This is a genomic window from Haloferula sp. (assembly GCF_049672945.1).
Lineage (GTDB): Bacteria > Verrucomicrobiota > Verrucomicrobiia > Verrucomicrobiales > Akkermansiaceae > Haloferula.
In genome coordinates, this window is sequence record NZ_JBATWY010000088.1 from 1 (window position 1) to 21,385 (window position 21,385).

A 21,385-nucleotide genomic window follows, 5' to 3' on the forward strand; every position below is an offset into this window, starting at 1 on the left:
ATCTTGATTCCTTAAGAAATCCTAAGTATTTCCTTCTCCGCGCATGGCGGTGAAGAGGAAAAAGGTCACTTTGGGATCGAAGACGGCGAACACTCGTCGGCGCAAGCGGCCGTCCTTTTCGGAAGCCCTGAAGCTCGCGAACGCCCGGGCGAGGGCCAAGGTCAACCGACCCAGCAACCGCCGTGCGCTGAAGTCGGTGCGTGCGGCGATCAGCGGAACCATCGATCTTGAGGAGACGCCGGGTCTGATGCTGCGGATGGGCCGCTGGCTGTTAGCACTCATGCTGCTGCCGCTTTGCGGGGTCACGAGCTGGACGTTTTTCAGTCAGTTCTCGGATGTGGCGCTGCGCCTTGATTTCTGGCGGACGAGTGCCTTTTGGTATTTCGCGACCGGAGGTCTGCTGATGACCGGGTGGTTCGCGACGGGTCTGTTGAAGGACTATTTTCTCTACCTCTATGTGCTCGGGCATGAGCTGACCCACATCGTGTTCATCTGGATGTTTCGAGGAAAGGTGAGTGACTGGGGGGTGAGCGTGGACGGCGGCTATGTGACGACCGATAAATCGAACATTGTGATCGCTCTCGCTCCATACTTTGTGCCGCTCTGGGCCGCGTTGGTGGTGGCGGTGTTCGCGGCAGTTGGCTATTTCGTCGATCTTCCGGATGCGGCCATGAAGTGCTTGTTCGGTCTGTTGGGTTTTTGCTGGGCCTTCCACCTGCTGTGGACCTTGTGGATGATACCGCGGGATCAGCCGGACCTGCGGGAAAACGGCACCTTTCTCTCGCTGACGATCATTTACCTGGCGAACCTGCTGATTCTGGTGGGCTTGATGTGCCTCGCCTCCGATGACATGGGCTTCCGGGGTTTCGCGAGGGAATGGCTGGCCAATGCGCGGGAGACGGGTGAGGGCGTGGAGATGATGCTGCGGCGGGTGTTGCGTTAGGTGAGGCCACTTGAGAGCGATGGGAATCGAATCCCATGATGTTGTCGGATAAAATCCGCCGATTCAGCAAGAAGGCCCGAGATATCGGCGTATTTGACGCCCACCAATTTCCTGAGTTGTCAGGACCATCCGATGAATAAACAAGCTGTTACCCGTCTATTTTCACTCGTTTCCCTGATGTGGAGCTTTTCGTGCCTTCAGGCAGAGCCACTGCGTTTCGAGGGCGCTGAGGGCAAGCCCGGCAACGGCAAGCACATCGTGCTGATGGCGGGCGATGAGGAATACCGCTCGGAAGAAGCTTGTCCGATGCTGGCAAAGATTCTTTCCAAGCACCACGGTTTCGACACGACGGTGCTTTTCTCCCTCGATGCGGATGGAAATATCGACCCCAACAACCAGAAAAACATCCCAGGGACCGAGGCGATCAAGACTGCTGACCTGGTCATCATGGGGCTTCGATTCCGTGATCTTCCCGACGCCCAACTTCAGCCACTCGCCGATTACATCAACGCCGGCAAGCCGATCTTTGGATTCCGTACTTCAACCCATGCCTTCAAGACCAAGGGCAATCAGCTGGGCGGGATCGACTGGACGAACTTCGGGATTGATATCCTCGGGGAAGGCTGGGTGAGTCACCACGGAAAGCATGCCGTCGAAGGGGCGCGCGGCGTCCCGAATGAGAAGCATGCCGACCATCCGATTCTCAACGGAGTCTCCGACGTTTTTGCCGAGAGCGATGTCTACACCGTGAAGCGTGTGTCGGATGAAAACGCGACGATTCTCCTTGATGGCGTGGTCACCGAGACGCTGCTGCCGGACTCCGCCGACGTGGAGGGCAAACCTCCCCAGCCCGCGGTCTGGATTCGTGATTACCAAGCGCCGCAGGGGAAGGAAGGCGTGGCTGTTTGCAGCACCATGGGTTCGTCCTGCGATCTTGATAATGAGGGGCTCCGCCGCTTGTTCATCAATGTGGTCTTTTACCTGACTGGACTCGAAGTGCCGGCGAAGGCGGATGTGAGTTATGTGGATCCGTTCGAACCGAGCCGGTTTCAATTCATCAAGGACAAGAACTACTTCAAGAAACTTGGGCTCAAGCCAGCGGATTTCGGTTATGGGAAGTCGCCGATGACCGGGTCGCCGATGAAGGGCCTGATCGAAGGCAGTCTCAAGGCGGCCAAGAAGGAACCCAAGAAGGAGACTTCCCGATATGCCGATATTCCCGGGCCGAAGATCATTTCCACGATCACGCCAAGCGAGGTCCAGCGGAAGGAAGGGAAGCGCCCGGAGTATCACCAGCCCAAGGATCTGGGTGCCAGTCCGGCCGAGGCGGTCAAGCTGCCACTGACGCTTACGAAGGGCGAGAGCATCGTCCTGCTGGGAAACTCGCTTGCGGAGCGGATGAATCAGTTCAGCGATTTCGAGGAGCTTCTTTACGCGAATTTTCCCAACAAGGACATTACCTTTCGCAACATGGGATTTTCCGGCCACACTCCGGCTTTCCGCCCGGAGGCCGGCAACGAGAACCCTTGGGCCTTTCCGGGTGGCAATAAGTTCCGCCCCGATATCCTGAGGCATCAGGGAAAGGGACACTACCCGCATCCGGACGAGTGGCTGACGATCCTCAGCGCCGATACCATTGTGGCCTTCTTTGGCTTCAACGAATCCTTCGCAGGAATGGAGGGCTTGGAAAACTTCCGTGGCGAGCTGGCGGGCTTCGTCGATCACACCTTGAAACAAGGTTACAACTACAAGCGTGCGCCAAGGCTGGTGCTGGCGACCCCTACGGCAACCGAGAATCTGCCGGAATACTCGCTTCCTGACGCGGCCCGGCGCAATGAGATCCTCAAGGCCTATGCCGAGGTGGTGAAGGAGGTGGCGGCCGAGAAGAAAGTCGGCTTTGTCGAGCTCTTCGAACCAAGCAGCAAGTGGTCGGGCTACACCATCAACGGCGTGCACCTCAACGAGTCGGGGTATTCCCAATTGGCTCCACTGCTCTTCGAGCAGCTCTTCGGGAAGAAGCCCGAGCAACTAGCCGGGCCTCTTTTGAAGAAGGCGATCGAAGACAAGAACTGGTTCTGGCACAACGATTACCGCATACCCAATGGCGTTCACGTCTATGGCGGACGCTGGACACCGTATGGCAATGAAAACTACCCTGAGGAAATCGAGAAAGTCCGGCAGATGACGGTGCTCCGTGATTGGAGGATCTGGGAGGCGGCCAAGGGGAAAGAGATCAAGCCGGACGACAGTGTGACCCGGCCGCTTTCAGAAATCGTGACCAACTATGCTCCTAGTAAAAAGAATGGGGCTCTGGACTATCTGGAAGAAGCGGAGGCACTCAAGAAATTCACGCTGCCGGATGGCTATGAGGTTTCCACCTTTGCGACGGAGGCGATGTTTCCGAATCTCGCCAATCCGATGCAGATGCGCTTCGACAACAAGGGGCGCCTGTGGGTCTCGACGATGCCGAGTTATCCGCATTATCGCCCCGGCGATCCGAAGCCCGACGACAAGATCCTCATTTATGAAGACACCGACGGTGACGGTCGTGCCGACAAGGAGACGGTCTGGGCCGATGGCTTGAGTATCCCGATCGGCTTTGCGTTCGCACCAGAGGGTGTCTACGTGACGGAAGGAACGCGCCTCTTCCTGCTCAAGGACACGAACGGTGATGATCGGGCCGACAGCCGGGAGTATGTGCTTGATGGCTTTGATCCTCATGATTCCCATCACGCCATTTCCGCTTTCGATGTGGATCAGGGTGGCGGGATTTTCATGCTGGAGGGGATCTTTCTACATTCGCAGATCGAAACGCCCTATGGACCGCAGCGCACCACGGCTGCGGGTGTCTGGCGATGGGATCCGCATTCGTGGAAGCTGGAGCGGGTGGTGCAGACGGCTTTGGCGAATCCCTGGGGAATGGCTCACGACGAATACGGTCAAAACATTCTCAACGATGCTTCCGGTGGCAGCCAGTACTGGGTGGGCGGCTACGGGATCAAGATGCCGCACGGTGACGGGATGTCCAAAGTTGAGAAATTCAACTACGAGCACCACACCCGCCCAACCTCCGGGAGTGAGTTCGTTTATTCGAGTCACTTCCCTGACGACGTTCAGGGAGACTACCTCTACGCCAACACCGTCGGCTTTCTCGGAATCAAGCAGTACAAGGTGGTTGAGGACGGGCCGGAGATCAAAGGGCAGCATCGCCAGGATCTGATCAGTTCGAGTGACGGAAACTTCCGGCCTGCTGATCTGGAGTTCGGCTTTGATGGCTCGCTCTATGTCATCGACTGGCACAATGCGCTGATCGGGCACATGCAGCACTCCGCGCGTGATCCGAACCGCTCGCCGGAATATGGCCGGATCTACCGGATCACCTATCCGTCGAGACCACTGGCGACGATTCCCAGGATCGCCGGGGCATCGATTGAAGAGCTCTTCGAGAACATGAAGCTCCCTGAACTGCAGGCTCGCAAGCGCTCCCACCTTGAGCTCCGTGGTCGGGACCAGAATGAGGTGGTCGCCGCCGCACTGAAGTTTGCCAAAGACAATGCAGAAGATGAGCGCCTCGTGCTGGAGGCACTGTGGGCGACCTGGGGGCAGAATCAGACTTCACCGGAGCTCGTGGAGCTCTGCTTGAAGGCGGCCGACCACCGGGTCCGAAGTGCCGCCGTCCGCGTGGTGCGGCATAGCCTGCATCTGTTAGAGAATCCGGAGAAGTATCTGCTTCTGGCAGCGACTGATGAGCATCCGCGGGTACGGATCGAAGCGTTGACGGGAGTGAGCTGGCTGGGTGGGCCGGATGGGGCCCGTGTGCTGCTAACAGTGGCCTCCCAGCCTCGGGAAAAATGGATCAACAATTCATTGAATGCGGCAATGAAGCTTCTCAAGCCTGAGGTGGAAGTGCTTCTTGATGAAGGAGGCTTCGACAATGAGGGTCTGCCGAGTTTGGATATTCTGCTGGCGGGGAAACTCAAGGGTGCCGAGCTCGAGCGAGACTACATGACCCGCTCCGTCCGCAAGCGCGCGAAGTCTGACAAGGCGTTCCATGATGCCTACAAGTTGGGAAGAGAGGTCTTCAACAAGGAGGGCTCCTGCGTGACCTGCCATCAAGAGACGGGAGAAGGCCTGGCGGATATCTACCCACCCATTGCCAAGAGTGAGTGGGTCACGGGTGATCGGGATCGCCTGATCAAGCTTACCCTTCACGGGCTGTGGGGTAAGATCGAGGTGAATGGCAAGACCTACGATCCCGAGAAAGGGGTGCCGCCAATGACGGCCGTGGGTGCGATGTTCGATGACAAGGAAGTCGCCGCAGTGCTGACCTATGTTCGTAGTAGTTGGGGCAATGCGGCTTCAAAGGTGACCGAGGAGGAAGTGAAGGCAATTCGAGAGAAGACCAAGGATCGGAAGATTTTCTACACGCCCGAGGAGCTTCTTGCTGAGCATCCGTTTCCAAACAAGAAGCGGGCCCTCACCACCCCCGAGGGCTGATGCCTCCGAATTCTGCGCAGCCGCACTACGGTCGATTCAAGGGAGGAACACGTAGCACATCGGTCCCGGGCAGGGGATGTTATCGCCGACCTTCTTGAGGGCTCCGGTTTCGGAATCGACTGAAAAGATGGCGATATCGTAGGATTTCTGACCCCCGGTGATCAGCCACTTGCCGCTCGGGGAGAGATTGATGTTTCGCGGGATCGAGACTTCGGCGGGGACGGTGGAGAGGCGCTCGAGCTTGCCGTCCTTGAGTTCGAAGACGCTCAGCGAGTCGTTGCCCTTTCCCTGAGTGTCACGGTTTGCGGTGAAGACAAACCGCCCGTTTGGGTGCACGCGGATTTCCGAACAGGTCATGCCTTCGAGGACGGGTTCCTCGGGTAGCGTTGAGATGTCCTGAATCTTCTCGAGCATTCCATCGGGCAGGCGATTGAAGACCGAGATGCTGGTCGTGAGCTCGTTCAAGACAAAGACCTGTTTGGAGTCCTTGCTGAACTTGAGGTGACGCGGTCCGGCACCCGGGGGTGTTTTGGCATGGCCGGCGTGGCTCAGCTTGCCGGTGGTGGTATCGATCTTGTAGATCTCGACCCGATCGGTTCCGAGATCGGGAGCGTAGGCGAACTTGTTGTCCGGGCCGGGATAGATCGAGTGCGCGTGAGGAGCATTCTGACGTTTTGGATTCACGCTTTTGCCCTCGTGCTCGAAGTAGGAGGCGGTTTTCCCGAAAGTGGAATCCGCAAAGCTTCCGTCGTCACCAATCAGGGCGCTGCCGACGCTGCCGCTGCCGTAGTTGGCGAACATCGCGACTTTTCCGCTGCGGTCGAAACTCACGTGGCAGGTGCCTTCCCCCATGGCGGAGGCGTTTCCAAGCGAAGTGAGGGAGAGGTCGTCTCCGATGGAAAAGAGGGTGATCTGGCCGCTGGGTTTGCCGTCCGCCTTGCTGGTGGAGAGCAGGAACTTGCCGTCCGGGCTCAGGTCCTGGAAACCCGCACCGGGAAACTCGACGATTTTCTTCGGCTCGCTGAGTGCCCCGGTGGTTTCGTCCAGACTTGCGAGATAAATCCCACCATCCGGGCCAGGAGCCGTGCTACCGATGTAGAGGTCGACGGTTTCCGCAAGGGCTCCCGCGCTGAGGAACAGCATGGCTGCGATTGAGAGAGAAATTGGCCTCATGCCGGAAACTGTGGCAAAGCAATGTCCGTTTGCCAACCTGCGAGGTGGTCACCGGGATTGAAAGCAGGGTGGCTTGATACGAAAAAGGCCCGCCGATGATCCGGCGGGCCAGTAAGGGGATCTCAATTCTTGTTCGATTACGGAGACTGCTCCGCAGCGCTGAAGAACTGTCTTGGAACCGTTAATGCATTCGCGGGGATGCTGATACCAGTGGCGGTTTCACTTGTGAACGTCACCCCGGTCGGAGCGAAGCCGCTCAAGGTAATCGAGCTGGTGATATCATAGGTCTTGCCTGGTTCCGCGCCGGTGACGTCAACCACCATGGTGGTTCCGTTGTAGCTGACGACTTCGATCTTCAATGTCGGTGTGCTTGCAACAGCGACGGGGAAATACTGGTCGCCTGCATAGGTGCTGAAGTCGACATTGGCAGGATTGCCGAGATTGTCGGTGCCGACTGGCAGTCCGCCAAGGGTCTGGTTCGACATGAAGTTGTGACTGTCATTGTTGAGCAGCACCATGATCTTCATCGAGCCACTCGGGTTGCCGAGATCGGTAAGATCGATACAGAGCTCGATGCCGGTGGTCACTGCCGCCGCCGCCGCCTGGTCGGCTGCGGAACCGCTGTTGTCCCCGTCGGTGATCCCGGCGGTGTTGCTGTCGTCGTAGGCTACCTCAATTGGATTGCTGTTGACCGTTCCCGTTCCCGTCGATCCCGCGCCGGTCTGCGAATTGGAGAACAGATTGCCGTAAAAGTCCGACTGGGCCGTCGCCAGGTTGGAGATGTCGAGATCGAACAGGTTGGTGGATCCATCGAATCCGCGGCGCATGATGATCTGGTATTCCGGGCTGAAATCGGTATCGAATCTCATGCCGTTCATGTTGCCGGAGTTATCGTTTCCGGCAGAGGTGTAGACATTGGTGGTGATCTGGTCCCCGGTATCGAAGAAGACCTCCAGCTTGTTGAAGTTGTTCTGAAGGTTGCCGGTGATCATCAGGAAGAGTTTTCCGTCTTCAACCTTGGTGTAGGCGGCATCGATCTCGTTCGAACCGAAGGCGGAGTTGATGGTCTGAATGGAGGTCGGTGCTCCGTAGGCGGAATCGCGCACTCCATCAATCACGATGATTCCCTCAGCCCCTGGATTACTCGCGGCATTGTTCGGGTCGGTGCCGAGCTGGACTTCCGCGAGGTCGCTGTAGGTGTCGATGTCGGTATCGGCGACGTTGGGGTCGGTGGCCTCGCCACTGAATGCGATGTTGAGCACACCGGAGATCTCATCGCCGTCATCGATGCCATCGCCGTCGCTATCCGCGTTGCAAGGGTCGGTGACGGGATTCGGGAATGTATTCGATGAGCCGGTGAGCTCGATGTCATCGTTGACATTGTCTCCGTCCGTATCGGCGAGGATCGGACTGGTGCTGTTGTCCTGCTCTTCGAGGTTGGTCAAGTTGTCGCCGTCGCCATTTCCAGAAGGACCGTCGGTGAGGCCGAATCCGGCGGCAAAACTATCGCGCAGACCTCCGGTGTTCGCCGGTGTGGTGGAGAGTCCATCCCAAGTGCCGGAGACGGAGATGTTGTCCCATTCGGCCTGGCCAGCGGAGGCACAGCGGATCGCGGTGATGCTGGTGGGAGTGATCACGGCGAGAATGTCGGAACCATTCGGATCTGCCACAAACGGGTCGCCGCCGTTGAGGTCGGGATTGAGGTAGACATCGACGAAGCCTTCTGCGGGTTCGACGCGGACGACGATGGTATTGGTCTCGCCGTCGTTGAGGATGAGGTTGGTGATCTGCTGATTCGCGCCACCCGGTTCTTCATAGCTCAAGGCATCCGTGGCGGCCCCTCCTCCGGTCACGCCGATGAAGGCCTTCTCATCGCCAAAGCTGTAGAGGCTGAGTCCGGACCAGGCGGCTGCGGACGAACGGGTCATGTCGAACTTGACCCAGAACACGCTGTGAACCTGAGTGCCGGTGGGGGTCGGATAGATCCCACCGCTGGCTTCCGAGGATCCGGGGGTATTGCCCTCGCCGAGTCCGTTGAACTGGCGTAGCGCGCCGCTGCCGTCTGTGCGGAGCCGCTGGCAAACGATCTGGGGATCGCCATTGAGGCCGTCAAATTTGTCCCAATCGGAGCTGGTCCCGGTGTGGCCGGTGAAGCTGTCGGGAGTGTCCTGATTGTCAAAGTCAAAGCCATCGCCGCCGGTCTTGCCATCGATCGGACCATCCGGGTAATCGAACATTTCGATGCCGATCAGGTCGAGATCACCGTTGGTGGCAGGATCGTCGCTGGCATTGCCGGCCTGTGGCAGGGTACCGAGCGCGATCTCGGTGCCGTCGTTGGTGCCACCTCCATCGGTGTCAGCCACGTTGGGATTGGTGGAGTGGGTGTTAATCTCGGCCCCATCACTGAGCTCGTCGTTGTCGCTGTCGGGATCAAGCGGATCAGTGTTGTTGGTCAGGACTTCGGGACCGTCGAGCAGGGTGTCACCGTCGGTGTCCGCTTCCTGAGGATCGGTGCCCCCGTCGAAGCCGAGGATGCCGGTGCCGTCGTACTCCTCAAGGTTGGTCAGGCCATCCATGTCGGGATCGCCAAGCGCACCGTTGGGCCCGTCCTTGGCGCCCGGCGATGTCTCGCCAACCTCGCCGTCGTCATCATCATTCAGATCATTGGCCATTTCCCAGTCGCCAGGCAGTCCGTCGCCGTCGGCATCGACAAAATCCTGAAGGCCGACGTCCGTGGCGGAGGTGCCGACCACGAGGTTGTCCCAGGTCGTGTCGCCGTCGGAGGCGAGTCGGACATCAGAGGCCCAGTTGTCGTTGTTGAAGGTGCGGACGACGTCGGCGTTGTTGTTGCCCGCGCCGGTCCAGTAGGCTGTGGCAGGCGGATCGACGAACATCGCGACCTTGTTGTTGGAGAAGTCGAGGACGCAGACCAGCGTGTAGGTGGTGCCATCGACGAGGTTGATGGTGCCGGAGGTGACGCCGTTTTCGGCAGTGTTGGAGACCTCGATGCCAATGGTGTCGGTTCCAGCGTTTGCAAAGGGGACGCCGAACTGGACCTTTTCGGTGCCAAAATCCATGTGACTCAGGCCGCTCCAGACCGAAGCGGCGCTGCGAGTCATTTCGACCTTGTAGAAGACCTGGCCGGTCCCTCGGATGGCGGCATTCACGCGGTCCTGGCCGAAGCGGCGGAGCGAACCACCACCGCCGCCGGTCGATATCGACTGCCCGGTGATCAGGGTGCCGGAGGAAACGGTCTGGTCATTCGCATCACCGAAACCGGGGCTTTCCCAGAAGGATTCACCCCCGGGGTTGGTCTGATCCATCAGCTCCCCGTTGTAGGACCAGCCGTTGCCACCTTCAAAACCGTCGATCGGTCCGTCAGCGTAAGCGCTAAAGTCATCGTTGCCGATTTCGACACCGTAGAGCGGCAGCATAAAGCTTCCGCAGGCAAAAATAAGTGCTCTGGATTTTTTCATGGGTTTCGATCTAGTAAGGCTCAAGAGAAGGGTTTGGTCTAGAAGGTAATCGAGTGTCGACCGGTCGCCATCCCTCATTGGAGGGATTCCACGGTCACGAGCATGCTGGACCGGAGGCGGATCAATCCGTGAGTGGGGACCAATTTGACAGCTTTTCTCCGGACCTTGACCCCGATGTCTGGCGGGGACGTCCTTCGTTTATCTTCGGACCGCGTGGCTGCTGACTGGCGGTATCGGCGAGCGGACCAGGATCAGATCCGCAGCGATGAATTCGCTTTGATCATTGCAGCTGTATGGTGCTGCTGAGTGAGAAATGAGTGGGCCAAAAGCACCGCCTGTCATTCGGTCGCAACCAGCCTGAAGAACAAGTTGCTGGTGGTGGCAGCTGACACGTCGACATTGTAGCGAATCGTCACCGTTTGGGTTCCGTCGCCGTGATCGTCGGATTCGTTGAACAAGGTGTAGGTGTAGGGAGCGCTTCCCCCATCCGCCTGGATGATGGGTGTCCACTTGCTCAAATCATCCGAGATCTCAACGGTGTAGGTGACGTCTGGAGCCAGGGTGCGGCGGGTGTAGGTGAAAGTGGGGTAATTGCCACCGGTGGTGTGAAATCCAGCCTTTGGAATCCGCGTCGGGTCTTCGCTACCACTGTTTGGATTCAGCCCGAAGTAGTATTCGGCCTCATTCGTCCAACCGTCACGGTCGTGGTCGTTGCTGCGACCTGATCCCGTGATTTCGTTCCTTTCTTCCCAGACCGCGTAGTCGGGATCGAGCAGTTCGTAGCGCCACCAGTTCATGTTCCAGCCTCCCGAAGTGGCAAACAGCGTGAGCGTCTGTGGTCCTTGCTCAAGGTCGACGGTGTCCGTGATGGTCGTCCAGTTCGTCCAGCCACCGGTGTTAGGCGCGGGGGTCTGCTTGAGATCCACCCCATCCCTGCCCAAGGTGATGATGCCGCCACCAACTTCGCTGGCAACGCGGTAGGTGAGCTCGTAGGTCCCGGCCACCGGGATGACGACCGGATAGCTCATCCAGTCATTGGTATCGATCCAGCCGACGGAGATGCCACCACCGGTGTCTTCCGAGGGCTGCTCCAGCACGCCCGACATGGCCGCGTAATATTCCGCCTCGACCTGGGTGGCGGGCGGAGCGCTGTTGATTTTGAAATGGTTCAGATTCCACCCGCCATTGGTGGCATAAACATCGAGTGTCTGAGCGCCGGCATCCAGCCAAACGCGATCACTGACAGTTTGCCAGTTCTGCCAGCCACCGGTGTCGGGGATCCGTGTTCGCTTGAGGTCCACGCCTTCTTTCCCGAGGGTGAGAATGCCCCCGGCACTGTCTGACGAAACCCGGTAGTCGACCTGATACCATCCGGAGGCGGGGATATTGAAATTGTACTGCATGAAGTCGCCGGTATCGATGAAGCCGACACTCCAGCCTTCCCCGACGTCGTTGCACTTCTCTTCCCTGATGTCGCCGCCGTAGCCCTCGTAGTGCTCGGCCTCGACATGGGCGGGGATGTCATGATCCGGCCAGTCCCATTTGTAGGCACGCACCCAGTCGACGAAGTAACCCACGCCATAATTGTCTCCTGCGGTACCATAGGCTTCATTATCGATACCCTGGATACCGCCCCAGCCTCCAATGGCGTGGTTCAGAATGATGAAGAATTCGGAATTGAACGGCCAATCGCCGGGGCCGTTGCCTTCGTTTCTAAAGCCATATCTCCAGATGCCATCAATGTAGAAGTCGATGCGGTCGTGCCACCATTCGATGCCGTAGGTATGGTAGCTGTTTTCCATGCCACCCACCCAGCCGCTCCAACCGTAATTGGTGCCGATGAGGAAGTTGCGGTCGCGGGTGTGGGCATTGACATGGGCGATGTCGTTGTCCCAACCGACGTATTCCAGGATATCGATTTCACCCGAATCGGGCCACCCCCCGTAGAGGCCGTTCTGCGGCATCATCCAGAATGCCGGCCATCCGCCGTTCGCCCACGGCATCTGCGCACGCATCTCGATCTTGCCGTATTTGATCGTGAATTTTCCGGCAGTCTGAATGCGGGCGGAGGTGTATTCGTAAGTCTTCTGATTGCCTTCATCCCACCACCAGTCGCGCCGACCTTCGAGCACGAGCACACCGTTCTCACGACGGCAGTTCTCCAAACGGTTCCAAGTGTACTTCTGAAGCTCGTTGTTGTTCGCGCCGGGTTCGAAGGCCTCGAAATTCCACTTCGACTGATCGAGTTCGCCATTGCCGTCGAACTCGTCGCTCCAGACCAGGTTCCATTGGGCAAGGACGGTTGCCGGAAAGAGGATCACCACCATGGCCAGGCCGACGGCTGGAAGGCTTCTCAGCCTGGCAAATGGCCGGTCTTGGGTCGGGATTCTCATTGGGTTTCCGGGAACACTTTTTAAGGTGGGGAGCTTCGAGGGGCGGTCAAGAGGATCGAGGTAAATGCGGAGCTTAATCGATACCCGCCGACCAGCATCCCTCATTGGAGGGGGGTGAGGGATGCGGCGACATGCAGGGACCTCCTACAGGCGGATGAATCCGCGCTTGATGGCCACCGTGACGGCCTCGGTCCGGTCGCCGACCCGGAGTTTGGCGAGGATGTTCTTCACGTGATCCTTGACGGTGTATTCACTGATCTGCAGCGCCTCGGCGACTTGCTTGTTGGCCATGCCTTTCGCCAGTTGTGCGAGGACCTGAACCTCGCGCGGAGTGAGCTGCTCGTAGGATTTTCTCAGGGAAAGCTCACCGGCAGCTGCCTTGGAAAGCCATCGGCCACCGGCGGCGACGGTGCGCAGGGCGGGTATCAGGTTCTCTCCGGTGGAGCGCTTGAGCACGTAGCCGTTCACCCCGGCATCCAGTGCGCGCCGGATATCGGCGTCGCCGTCATAGGCGGTCAGCATCAGGATCCGCGCTTCGGGAGAGCGCTTGCGGATCTCGATCGTCGCCTCCACTCCATTCATGTTGGGCATCTGGGAATCGATCAAGACCAGGTCCGGCTGATGTTGGTCAAAAAGCTCGACGGCTTTTTCCCCGTCCTCGGCCTCGGCCACGACTTCCATGTCGGCCTCGGTATTCACCAGCGCCACCAATCCCATGCGCACGACATAGTGGTCATCGGCGATGAGGATTCGAATTCTGGCGTCTTCTTTCATGATGGGGTCTGGATGCCTGTGGCGCCGACGGTTTCGCGGTCACTCGTCTGATTCGTTGGAATTTCGATCTCCAGCCGGGTTCCGTTTTCAGGGGAACTGATCACCCGCAGGGTGCCATTGAAACGTTTGGCGCGTTCGGACATGCCCAGCAGGCCGAAATGCCCTTCTCCGGCACCAGGCGCTTTGTCGGGATCGAACCCACATCCATCGTCCGCGACCACCAGGCTGACGCTCTGCGGACCAAACTTCAGGAACAGGTCGAGCCTGCTTGCCTTGGCATGTTTGACGACGTTGGCGCTCGCTTCCCGGGCGAGTCGCAGGAGGTTTTCCTCGATCACTTCGGAGAGTGGTCGGACTTCACCGATGATCTTGAAAGTCGTTTCGATTTCGGCTCCTTCGACCATTTCCCTCACGCTCATTTTCAGGGCATCGGGAAGCATGAACTGCTCGAGTTCGCGGGAACGCAGGTTCCAGATGGACCGGCGCAGTTCGATGTGGCTGCGGTCGATGAGATTCCGCGCCATTTCGAGAGGCTTGCGGCCGCCGTCTGGATCCTTCTTGAACAGTTTTGCGGCTGTATCCAGCTGCAGGCCGATCCCGGTGAGGCTCTGCTCGGTGGTGTCGTGAAGCTCCTGGGCAAGGCGCGTCCGCTCGGCAAGGGTCGCCCTGAAACGAACCTCCGCCTCCTTGCGCTCGTTCATTTCAAATTTCAATTGCTCGGTGCGCTCCTGAACGCGCTGATCGAGGCTGTCGTGGGCTTTCTGAAGGTCGTTCTGGGCCGCGATCTTGTCACTGATGCTCTGCTTCAGAGCGGCGTTTTTTCGGGAGACGGTGACGACCCAGGCGAAGGCAAGCACCAGCACTGCGGTCAAAAGAGCGAGACCTGCGAGCAGGCGCCCGGGAGTGAACCAACTCGGCTTCTTCAGCACTCTCACATTTCCGACCTCGGGAAGAAGGATCTGGAACGATTGGACGACCCCGTTTTCCTCGACCTGAAGCATACAGATTCCGGTGAGTTCGACGGTGCTGCCCAGCGGGACGTCGAGAAGCGCCACGTTGGACTTGGCGGCGGGGCCTTCGGCTGTGAAGACGTGCTCTCCCGCCTGCAGGACGAGGGAGACCTCGACATCCGATGGTGGTTCGTCTGCCGTCCCGGCGCTGCCAACCATCATGTCGAGGACCTGAGCCTGAAGGGTTACCAGATCCGCATGCCGGTGGAATTTTGGCAGGTCTTCGACGGTGAGAAACTCGGGGGTCATGCCATCGGACGGAGCTTCGATTTTATTGACAAGGGCATCCTGAACAATGGGTAAGAATTGATCGAACTCGGGAAAGCCGACCACTTCGACGCGATCACCGGGCTTGACGGTGAGGTTCTGTCGGGTTCGAACCCGAAGCCCGCCGGTGCCATCATTGATGAACAGATCCTTGCCCGGCCTTTGATAGGTCACCGTGCCCAGCACCCGGATCCTCTGGCCCGCAAGGTGGTCCCGGTTGTACTGCGCCAGCTTGTTGATCGGGATTGCATCCTTTTTGAATGGGTCGCTGGGTTCCATTGCTTCGACCACGAAGTCCTCGGCGAGAGGAACCATCAGGTTCACCGTGATGATCTGCCTTGATTCGGGATTGAAGTTCGTCGCTGCGGTGCCTCGGAGTCGCACCCGGGCACCGATGAGGGACCCGGGATCATCGACGACCCCGAGTGGTACGGCCGCGCGCAGACGATGGCTGCCAGCTTTGATATACAGGACAAGCGCGCGTTCTTCTAACAGCGCCATCCTTACGATGCCCGATACTTCGATTCGCTGACTGTCCTCAATGCCGGTCATCAATTCTTCGATCGAGACTTTTTTGGCAGCAGGCAGCGGGGCTGTTCCCACCTTCTCCCACTCCGGGTGGATAATGATCGGGGCGAATCCTCCCGCATTGCTGACCCCCTTGATCACGACCACATCGCCCGTTTGCGGGCCCTCTCTGCCATAATTCGAAACGAAGATTCCGGAGGTGTCATCCTGCACGAAGAACTGGCCATTCCAGTCCGGCGGCGCTGCCGTCACCACCCCACTGACGGAAACCGGGATCTCGCTGGATGCCCGTTCCTCGGAGAGCGAGATCACATCGCGGATCTTGGTCAAAACCTCGCCATCGGATTGGGCTGTGGCCAACTGGACACAGGCAAGCAGGGCGATCGTCAATGGGTGGCGCGGCATGGTCTTTTCCTCATCCGTTGGGAGTCCGGAGAATCGCCAATGTGGGCTTGCTGGAGGTGAAGTCGATCCAATTTGGCGTCTGCGTCCGACATGCCCACAGCAGGGGTGGAGGGCTCGCGGAACGGTGAATCGTAATTTCCCCCATGGATCAGCGATGGATAAATCTCAGAATGGAGCGACACTCCCCTGCCAGCATCCCTCGATCGAGGGGTGTCCCGATCCTTGACGGAAGGGGAGGCTGCTAAAATATGCTCGGAGTCCCCGCAACCATCAAAGCCCCATTTGTTTTCCTCGTCTCGCGAACTTCGGCAGACTGATATCGTATTGTCGGCAAGCCTCGGCCAGCAGGGGCTTCCTTTGTTAAAACCCCCAATCCCATTGTTTGCGAATTTCACACTCCTGCTCGTCTGCTTTTCCTTTGTTTGCCATGTTGCCAAAGGGGAGCTAGTCGGGGTCGAGCCATTCAGTTATGCGAATGGTGGGATCGCCGGATCGAAGGGCGGACAGCATTTCGACTGGGACAACGTCGCTGGGAGTCACACCGGGACGTCTTCGGATTGGAACAATCTTTTTGGCGGAACCACGATTGCCAACAACGCACTCGTCACCAATGGCAGTGGTGCCTTGCGCGAGTTCAACGGACCGGGCGAGGGCCGCGGTAGCGAAGGTGCCCCCACCGACGAGCGCCTGGGTAGCTTTCGCGCGAGTGGAGTCTTGTTCTATCAATTCGACATGACCCGCAGTTCGAGCGCGGGCTGGGGCGGACTAAGCGTTTACGATTTCGGAAGCGAAGAAATCTTCTTCGGAGTCCCCGGGAATCAAGCGGGAAGCGATACCATCGGAGTGGAGGAATCGGGAGTCGGTACGACCAACGGCCTCATCCAACTGGCCGACAACCAGACTTACAATCTCGTCGCGGTTCTCGACTTCGACAACAACCGCATCGGCCTGTTCATCGACCCCGATGACACCGATGTCTGGAACAGTTCGGGAGGAACGTCCGACGTTTCACGTGTCTACACTACGGGCGATTGGACGAGTTCGGTGCGCCTGGCTTCGGCGGGGCAAGTCACCTGGGACAATCTCACCGTGGCCACCCTCTGGTCGGATCTCACGATCGTCGACAACGACACGGACGACGACGACATGCCGGATGATTGGGAACGCGACAATGGATTGATCGTCGGCATCGACGACTCGGCTCTTGATGAAGATTCTGACGGTGGGGCAGATGGCTTGACCAATCTTGAGGAGTATCAGAACGGTACTGACCCGCAGGACAGCGATAGTGACAACGATGGATTCAACGATGGTGCCGAGGTTGCCGCGGAGACCGATCCCCGCAACAGCGGCAGCTATCCGGGATCGAATCCCGACCCCGATTTGATCGGCAGGGACAGCTTCGATTATGACGATGGTGCCATTGCGGGTGCAAACGGCGGAGCGCACTGGGATTTTGACAACTCCACGGCCAATGATTCCTTTCTCGGCCACACCGGGCCGAGCGCGCCTTGGGTGGCAACGGGGGGAAGTCCGCAAGTCGTGGGCGGGGTGCTCGTCACCCAGAACAGCAGCGCCAAGCGGAACTATTTCGGCACGGACGAGGCATCGGGCGCCATCGGAGAAGCCGGTCAGAACGACCGCCGGGCGGTTTACTACCGCTTCGAAATGACCCGTCGGGCCGGCGCTACCTGGGGCGGGGCCAGTTCCTTCGATTTCGGCACTGAACGCTACCTCTTCGGCGTCCCGAATACCGCCAATCCGGCTACAGGGAATCGCGAGTTCGCCATTCACGATCTCGACACCAATGCCCACGGCTACTCCGGCATTCAAGCCGTTACCGATCAGACCTATACCATCGTCGCCAAGCTCGACTATGATGCGAACCTTGCCGCCCTCTATCTCGATCCCGATCTCTCCCAAGCCGAAGAGTTCAATACGCCGGTTGCCACCTATGCGCATACCAGCGGCTACTGGTCGACCGGCATCCGGCTCGGGTCGGGAAGCGGTGGAGACGTCGAGTGGGACGGGGTCCGGGTCGCCACCACATGGGATGCCCTCGAGGATGGCCCGCCGGTCACCGCCGACGACAGCGTCACAATGGCCTACGGCAAGAAAGCCCGGCTCCAGGTCCTGGCCAATGACACCGGGTCGCTCAACCCCGCCTCGCTGACGATCACCCGCGCCCCCAGTACTGGCACCGCCACAGCAAATCCAGATGGCTCGATCCTTTACCAGCACACCACCGGAGCGCCGCCAGATGACAGCTTCGAATACGAGGTTTCGAATGCCTCGGGAACGCTCACCACGGGCGCGACCGTGACGGTCACTTTCTCGAAAAACTACCGATTTAGTACCAATTTCGTCGACATGCCATCCTCGGCGCCGGCCACTGCGCTGACGGTTGAAGACGCCTTCCCTGGACTTACCTTCAGTTTTCCCCACGGCTTTTCGGGTGTCCCCGGAGACGGCGGAAAGCTCTTTGTCGCCGAGGGCGAGGGACGGATCTACCTCGTCCCCAATCTTGCTGCCAAGCCGACCAATGCCGACAAGATTCTCGTCGCGGATCTCACAGGACAGGTGAATCACGACAACAACGAGAAGGCGATGAAGGGAATCGCCGCCCATCCGGATTGGGAAAACAACGGCTATATTTACGTCACTTACAACTCCAGTGCCGGCACCGTCCGGGTCTCGCGTCTCACCTGCCTGACCAGCCCTCCCTACACGGCGGGCTCCGAACAAATCCTGATCGACCAGGCCGACCCGAGTTCGTTCCATAACATCTCGAGCTGCCGCTTTGGGGCGGACGGCTACCTTTATGTCGGCATTGGCGATGGCGACTCGGGAGGCCAGAATGACAACGAGAACAATTCGCAGCACATCGACAAAAATCTCTGGTCGTGCATCATGCGGCTCGATGTCGACAAGCTCCCGGGAAACCTCGAACCCAACGTGGACCCGGACATTCCACGCGATGGCAGCGGTAAGGCCTACTTTTCGATTCCGGCCGACAATCCCTTTGTCGGAGCGACCTCATTCAATGGTGTCGTCGTCGATCCCAGCGAAGTTCGCACGGAGATCTATCTCACCGGGATGCGCAATCCGTGGCAATTTTCACCTGAGGACCTTGATGGCAACGGCAGCGTTGATGAAGTCTGGGTCGCTGATGTGGGTAGTGCCAGCCGTGAAGAGATCGGCGTCTACACTGCCGGACAGAATGGTGGCTGGGCCTGGCGTGAGGGAACGCTGGCAGGTGCTCGAAGTGGACAAGTGATCAACGGTGCCAACGAAGCCGCCGCCACCCTGACCGAACCTCTCTGGGATTACACGCGGGGAGGCGGTGCCCTCCAGGGAAACTCGGTCACTGGTGGTTTCATCTACCGCGGCACCAGCCTCCCGGAGCTTACCGGCAAGTATGTCTTCGCCGACTTTATCTCAGGCAACATCTGGAGCCTTGAGCGCACGCTTCCGGAGCCGACCGTCGTCCGCCTCGCCGGCGAAGTGGGAATCGTCGCCCTGACCACCGACCCTGCCAGTGGGGACATTCTTTTTCTCGATCGTGGAAACACCGGGGGCAACCCGGGTGTCGGGAGTATCAAGCGGCTCACGCTGGGCACGGTTGACACCACTTTCCCAGATCGCTTGTCGCAAACGAATTTCTTTGCCGATCTCAGCGACCTCACGCCGAATCCCGGCGGGGTGTTCTACCAGCCCAATCTGCGCTTCTGGTCGGACTTTGCGGAAAAGTCCCGCTGGTTCCTCCTCAATGATACTACGGACACCGTATCTTATTCGGAGAGCAATCCCTGGAGCTTCCCGCAAGGCATGGTCTGGGTGAAGCACTTCGATTACCCGACCGAGTGGGAGACTTTCTCGCGGGTGATTGATGGCCAGGCTGTGACGGACCGAAGACCGGTCGACGGATCGCCCAGTCGTCGTCTTGAAACACGTTTCCTCGTGCGTACTGCGTCGGGTTCCTACGGCGTGTCCTATCGCTGGAACAACCTCAACAGTGGCCCCCAGACCGAGGCGGCGCTTGCGGACAACAACGGGGAGACCTTCGAGGTGAACATCACCATCGATGATTCACCGAGCAGCATTCCATGGAATATTCCTTCCCGTAGTGCCTGCCTGACCTGCCACACCCCGGAGGCCGGCCACGCGCTTTCCTTCAACACGCCGCAACTCAACACCGAAGGCATCATCGCCGACGTGCCCGGCAACTTCGTCGGTCTGCTCGACGTCGCGGGATACATCACTGGATTGGACGACGACCCCGCCGAGCTGCCGCGCCATCTGCGACCTGATGAGACCACCTACTCGCTCGAGGCACGGGTGCGCTCCTACCTCGAAGTCAACTGCGCCTACTGCCATCAGGCGGGCGGCACCGGCGGTGGCAACTGGGATGGCCGTGCTCATCTCACGCTCGCCGAGACCGGTCTCGTCAATGGCATCCCGGTCGATGGTCCGCTCTCGCCCGGCGACCTGCTCGTCGTGCCGGGTCATCCCGACGCTTCCATCATCTACAACCGCACCGCCGCGGCCAATGGCTACTCCCGCATGCCTCCGCTTGCGACGGAGGTGATCGACTTGGAAGGAGCGCAGTTGCTCGCCGAATGGATTGCTGGTGAGATTCAGGAGGAGACCACTTATGAGGAGTGGCGGCTTGCCCGATTTGGCAGCAGCACCTCGGCGGAAGGAGAACCCGGGGCCAATCCCGATGGGGATCAGGGCGACAATCAATTTGAATGGTTCACCAACACCGATCCCAAGGATCGGGACAGCATCTGGCAACCGGTGTTCCGCAAGGAAGGCAGCAGCGTGGCTTTTGATTTCACCGGCCTCGGCAACCGCTCTGTGACCGTTTTACGCTCCGATGATCTCACCCACTGGTCCGCGTGGCCTGTCGATGGAAATGACGGATTGCCGCTCAATCCCGACAGTGTCCATACGCTCACCGGACCCAGTGATTTCGAGCGGGAGTTCTACCGCTTCGAAATCAAGGAACGCTAGTCTTGCCAGTATTCGTGCTTCACCCAGTCGACCTCCATCACCCATTCGCCGCTCATCGGTGAGTCGGTGATCTTGGCGAAGTTGAGGATCGCGAACATCGGCTCGGGGTAGTTGTCGCCTTCGCCCACGTTGCGATGGACCTCGACGCCGTCGACCCGGTAGACGAGATCGCTTCCGACCCACTCGACGGAATACTCGTGGTATTCGCCCAAAGTCGCCTCGACCGCCGTCCGCAAGGACCACCAATCGCCCTTGTCTTCATCAAGTCTCTTGATCGCGCCGGTCGTGAAATGATCCGCCCCATGATCGCCATGGTGCTCGAAAATATCAATTTCACCGGAGCCCGGCATCGGCCAGGGGACGTTCTCGTCCGCTTCCTGCACGGGTGGCTCGTTGTTTCGGGCACCGAGCAGCCACCAGGCGGGAAACATACTGGCCTGACCATTGTCCCAAACTTTCAAGCGCGCCGTCCACTTGCCCTTGATGAATTCCTTGCGGTTCTTGGAGGCAATCCGCCCCGCGACGTATTGGGTATCCGGGTGCTTGTTGCCGTGCTTGTCGAGGTTATCACAAGGGCAGGCCTCGCCGATGTTGATCACCTTCAGTTTGAGTGAACCGTCACTGACTTCCCGGGTGCCGAATTCATTGTCGGGGACATAGCATTGGAATTCGTTGTTCACCCAGAGCATCTGGTCCTGCCAGTTGTCGGGATTGAAGGTGTCGAAGTCGTCGAAGAAGTCGACCTGCCAGCCGCTGGTCAATCTTGGTTCGCCTTTCGCCTCCGGCTCGCTCGACTCACGGCTTGTCTGGCGTTCGGAGCAGGCACAAGAAAGCAAAGCTGAAGCGAGAACGACGGTGAATGAAAAAGGTTTCATGGGTCTTGGTGGGTGAGTTTCAAAAGGG

General features: G+C 58.9%; 9 protein-coding genes. 3 read left to right on the forward strand and 6 right to left on the reverse strand.

The window, feature by feature from the left end:
* The first annotated feature begins 43 nt into the window (after positions 1 to 43).
* Together WBG04_RS07400 and WBG04_RS07405 are read left to right on the forward strand one after the other, a co-directional pair.
* Positions 44 to 943, forward strand: a complete 900-nt coding sequence (locus WBG04_RS07400) for a hypothetical protein (protein ID WP_424313761.1) — start codon at positions 44 to 46, stop codon at positions 941 to 943.
* Positions 944 to 1,075: 132 nt separating this feature from the next.
* Complete coding sequence (locus WBG04_RS07405) at positions 1,076 to 5,440, forward strand: PVC-type heme-binding CxxCH protein (protein WP_424313763.1); 4,365 nt, start codon at positions 1,076 to 1,078, stop codon at positions 5,438 to 5,440.
* 36 nt (positions 5,441 to 5,476) lie between these two features.
* On the opposite strand, the gene WBG04_RS07410 is transcribed toward WBG04_RS07405, so the two are convergent.
* The 5 genes from WBG04_RS07410 to WBG04_RS07430 form a co-directional block, all read right to left on the reverse strand.
* On the reverse strand, positions 5,477 to 6,583 hold the full coding sequence (locus tag WBG04_RS07410; protein ID WP_424313764.1) for a lactonase family protein: 1,107 nt from the start codon (positions 6,581 to 6,583) through the stop codon (positions 5,477 to 5,479).
* Between the two features lie 167 nt (positions 6,584 to 6,750).
* The gene (locus WBG04_RS07415; protein WP_424313765.1) at positions 6,751 to 10,089 is read right to left on the reverse strand and encodes a hypothetical protein; all 3,339 of its coding nucleotides are present in this window, start codon (positions 10,087 to 10,089) and stop codon (positions 6,751 to 6,753) included.
* A 338-nt stretch (positions 10,090 to 10,427) separates the two neighbouring features.
* Complete coding sequence (locus WBG04_RS07420; protein WP_424313766.1) at positions 10,428 to 12,482, reverse strand: carbohydrate-binding protein; 2,055 nt, start codon at positions 12,480 to 12,482, stop codon at positions 10,428 to 10,430.
* A 144-nt stretch (positions 12,483 to 12,626) separates the two neighbouring features.
* The gene (locus WBG04_RS07425; protein WP_424313767.1) at positions 12,627 to 13,256 is read right to left on the reverse strand and encodes a response regulator; all 630 of its coding nucleotides are present in this window, start codon (positions 13,254 to 13,256) and stop codon (positions 12,627 to 12,629) included.
* Complete coding sequence (locus WBG04_RS07430) at positions 13,253 to 15,466, reverse strand: histidine kinase (protein WP_424313768.1); 2,214 nt, start codon at positions 15,464 to 15,466, stop codon at positions 13,253 to 13,255. The genes WBG04_RS07425 and WBG04_RS07430 overlap by 4 nt, the downstream gene beginning before the upstream one ends.
* A gap of 378 nt (positions 15,467 to 15,844) precedes the next feature.
* Between WBG04_RS07430 and WBG04_RS07435 the strand changes: the two genes are divergently transcribed.
* On the forward strand, positions 15,845 to 20,482 hold the full coding sequence (locus WBG04_RS07435; RefSeq protein ID WP_424313769.1) for a PQQ-dependent sugar dehydrogenase: 4,638 nt from the start codon (positions 15,845 to 15,847) through the stop codon (positions 20,480 to 20,482).
* Here the strand turns inward: WBG04_RS07435 and WBG04_RS07440 are convergent.
* Positions 20,479 to 21,357, reverse strand: a complete 879-nt coding sequence (locus WBG04_RS07440; protein ID WP_424313770.1) for a glycoside hydrolase family 16 protein — start codon at positions 21,355 to 21,357, stop codon at positions 20,479 to 20,481. The genes WBG04_RS07435 and WBG04_RS07440 overlap by 4 nt on opposite strands.
* Between the last annotated feature and the right edge of the window lie 28 nt (positions 21,358 to 21,385).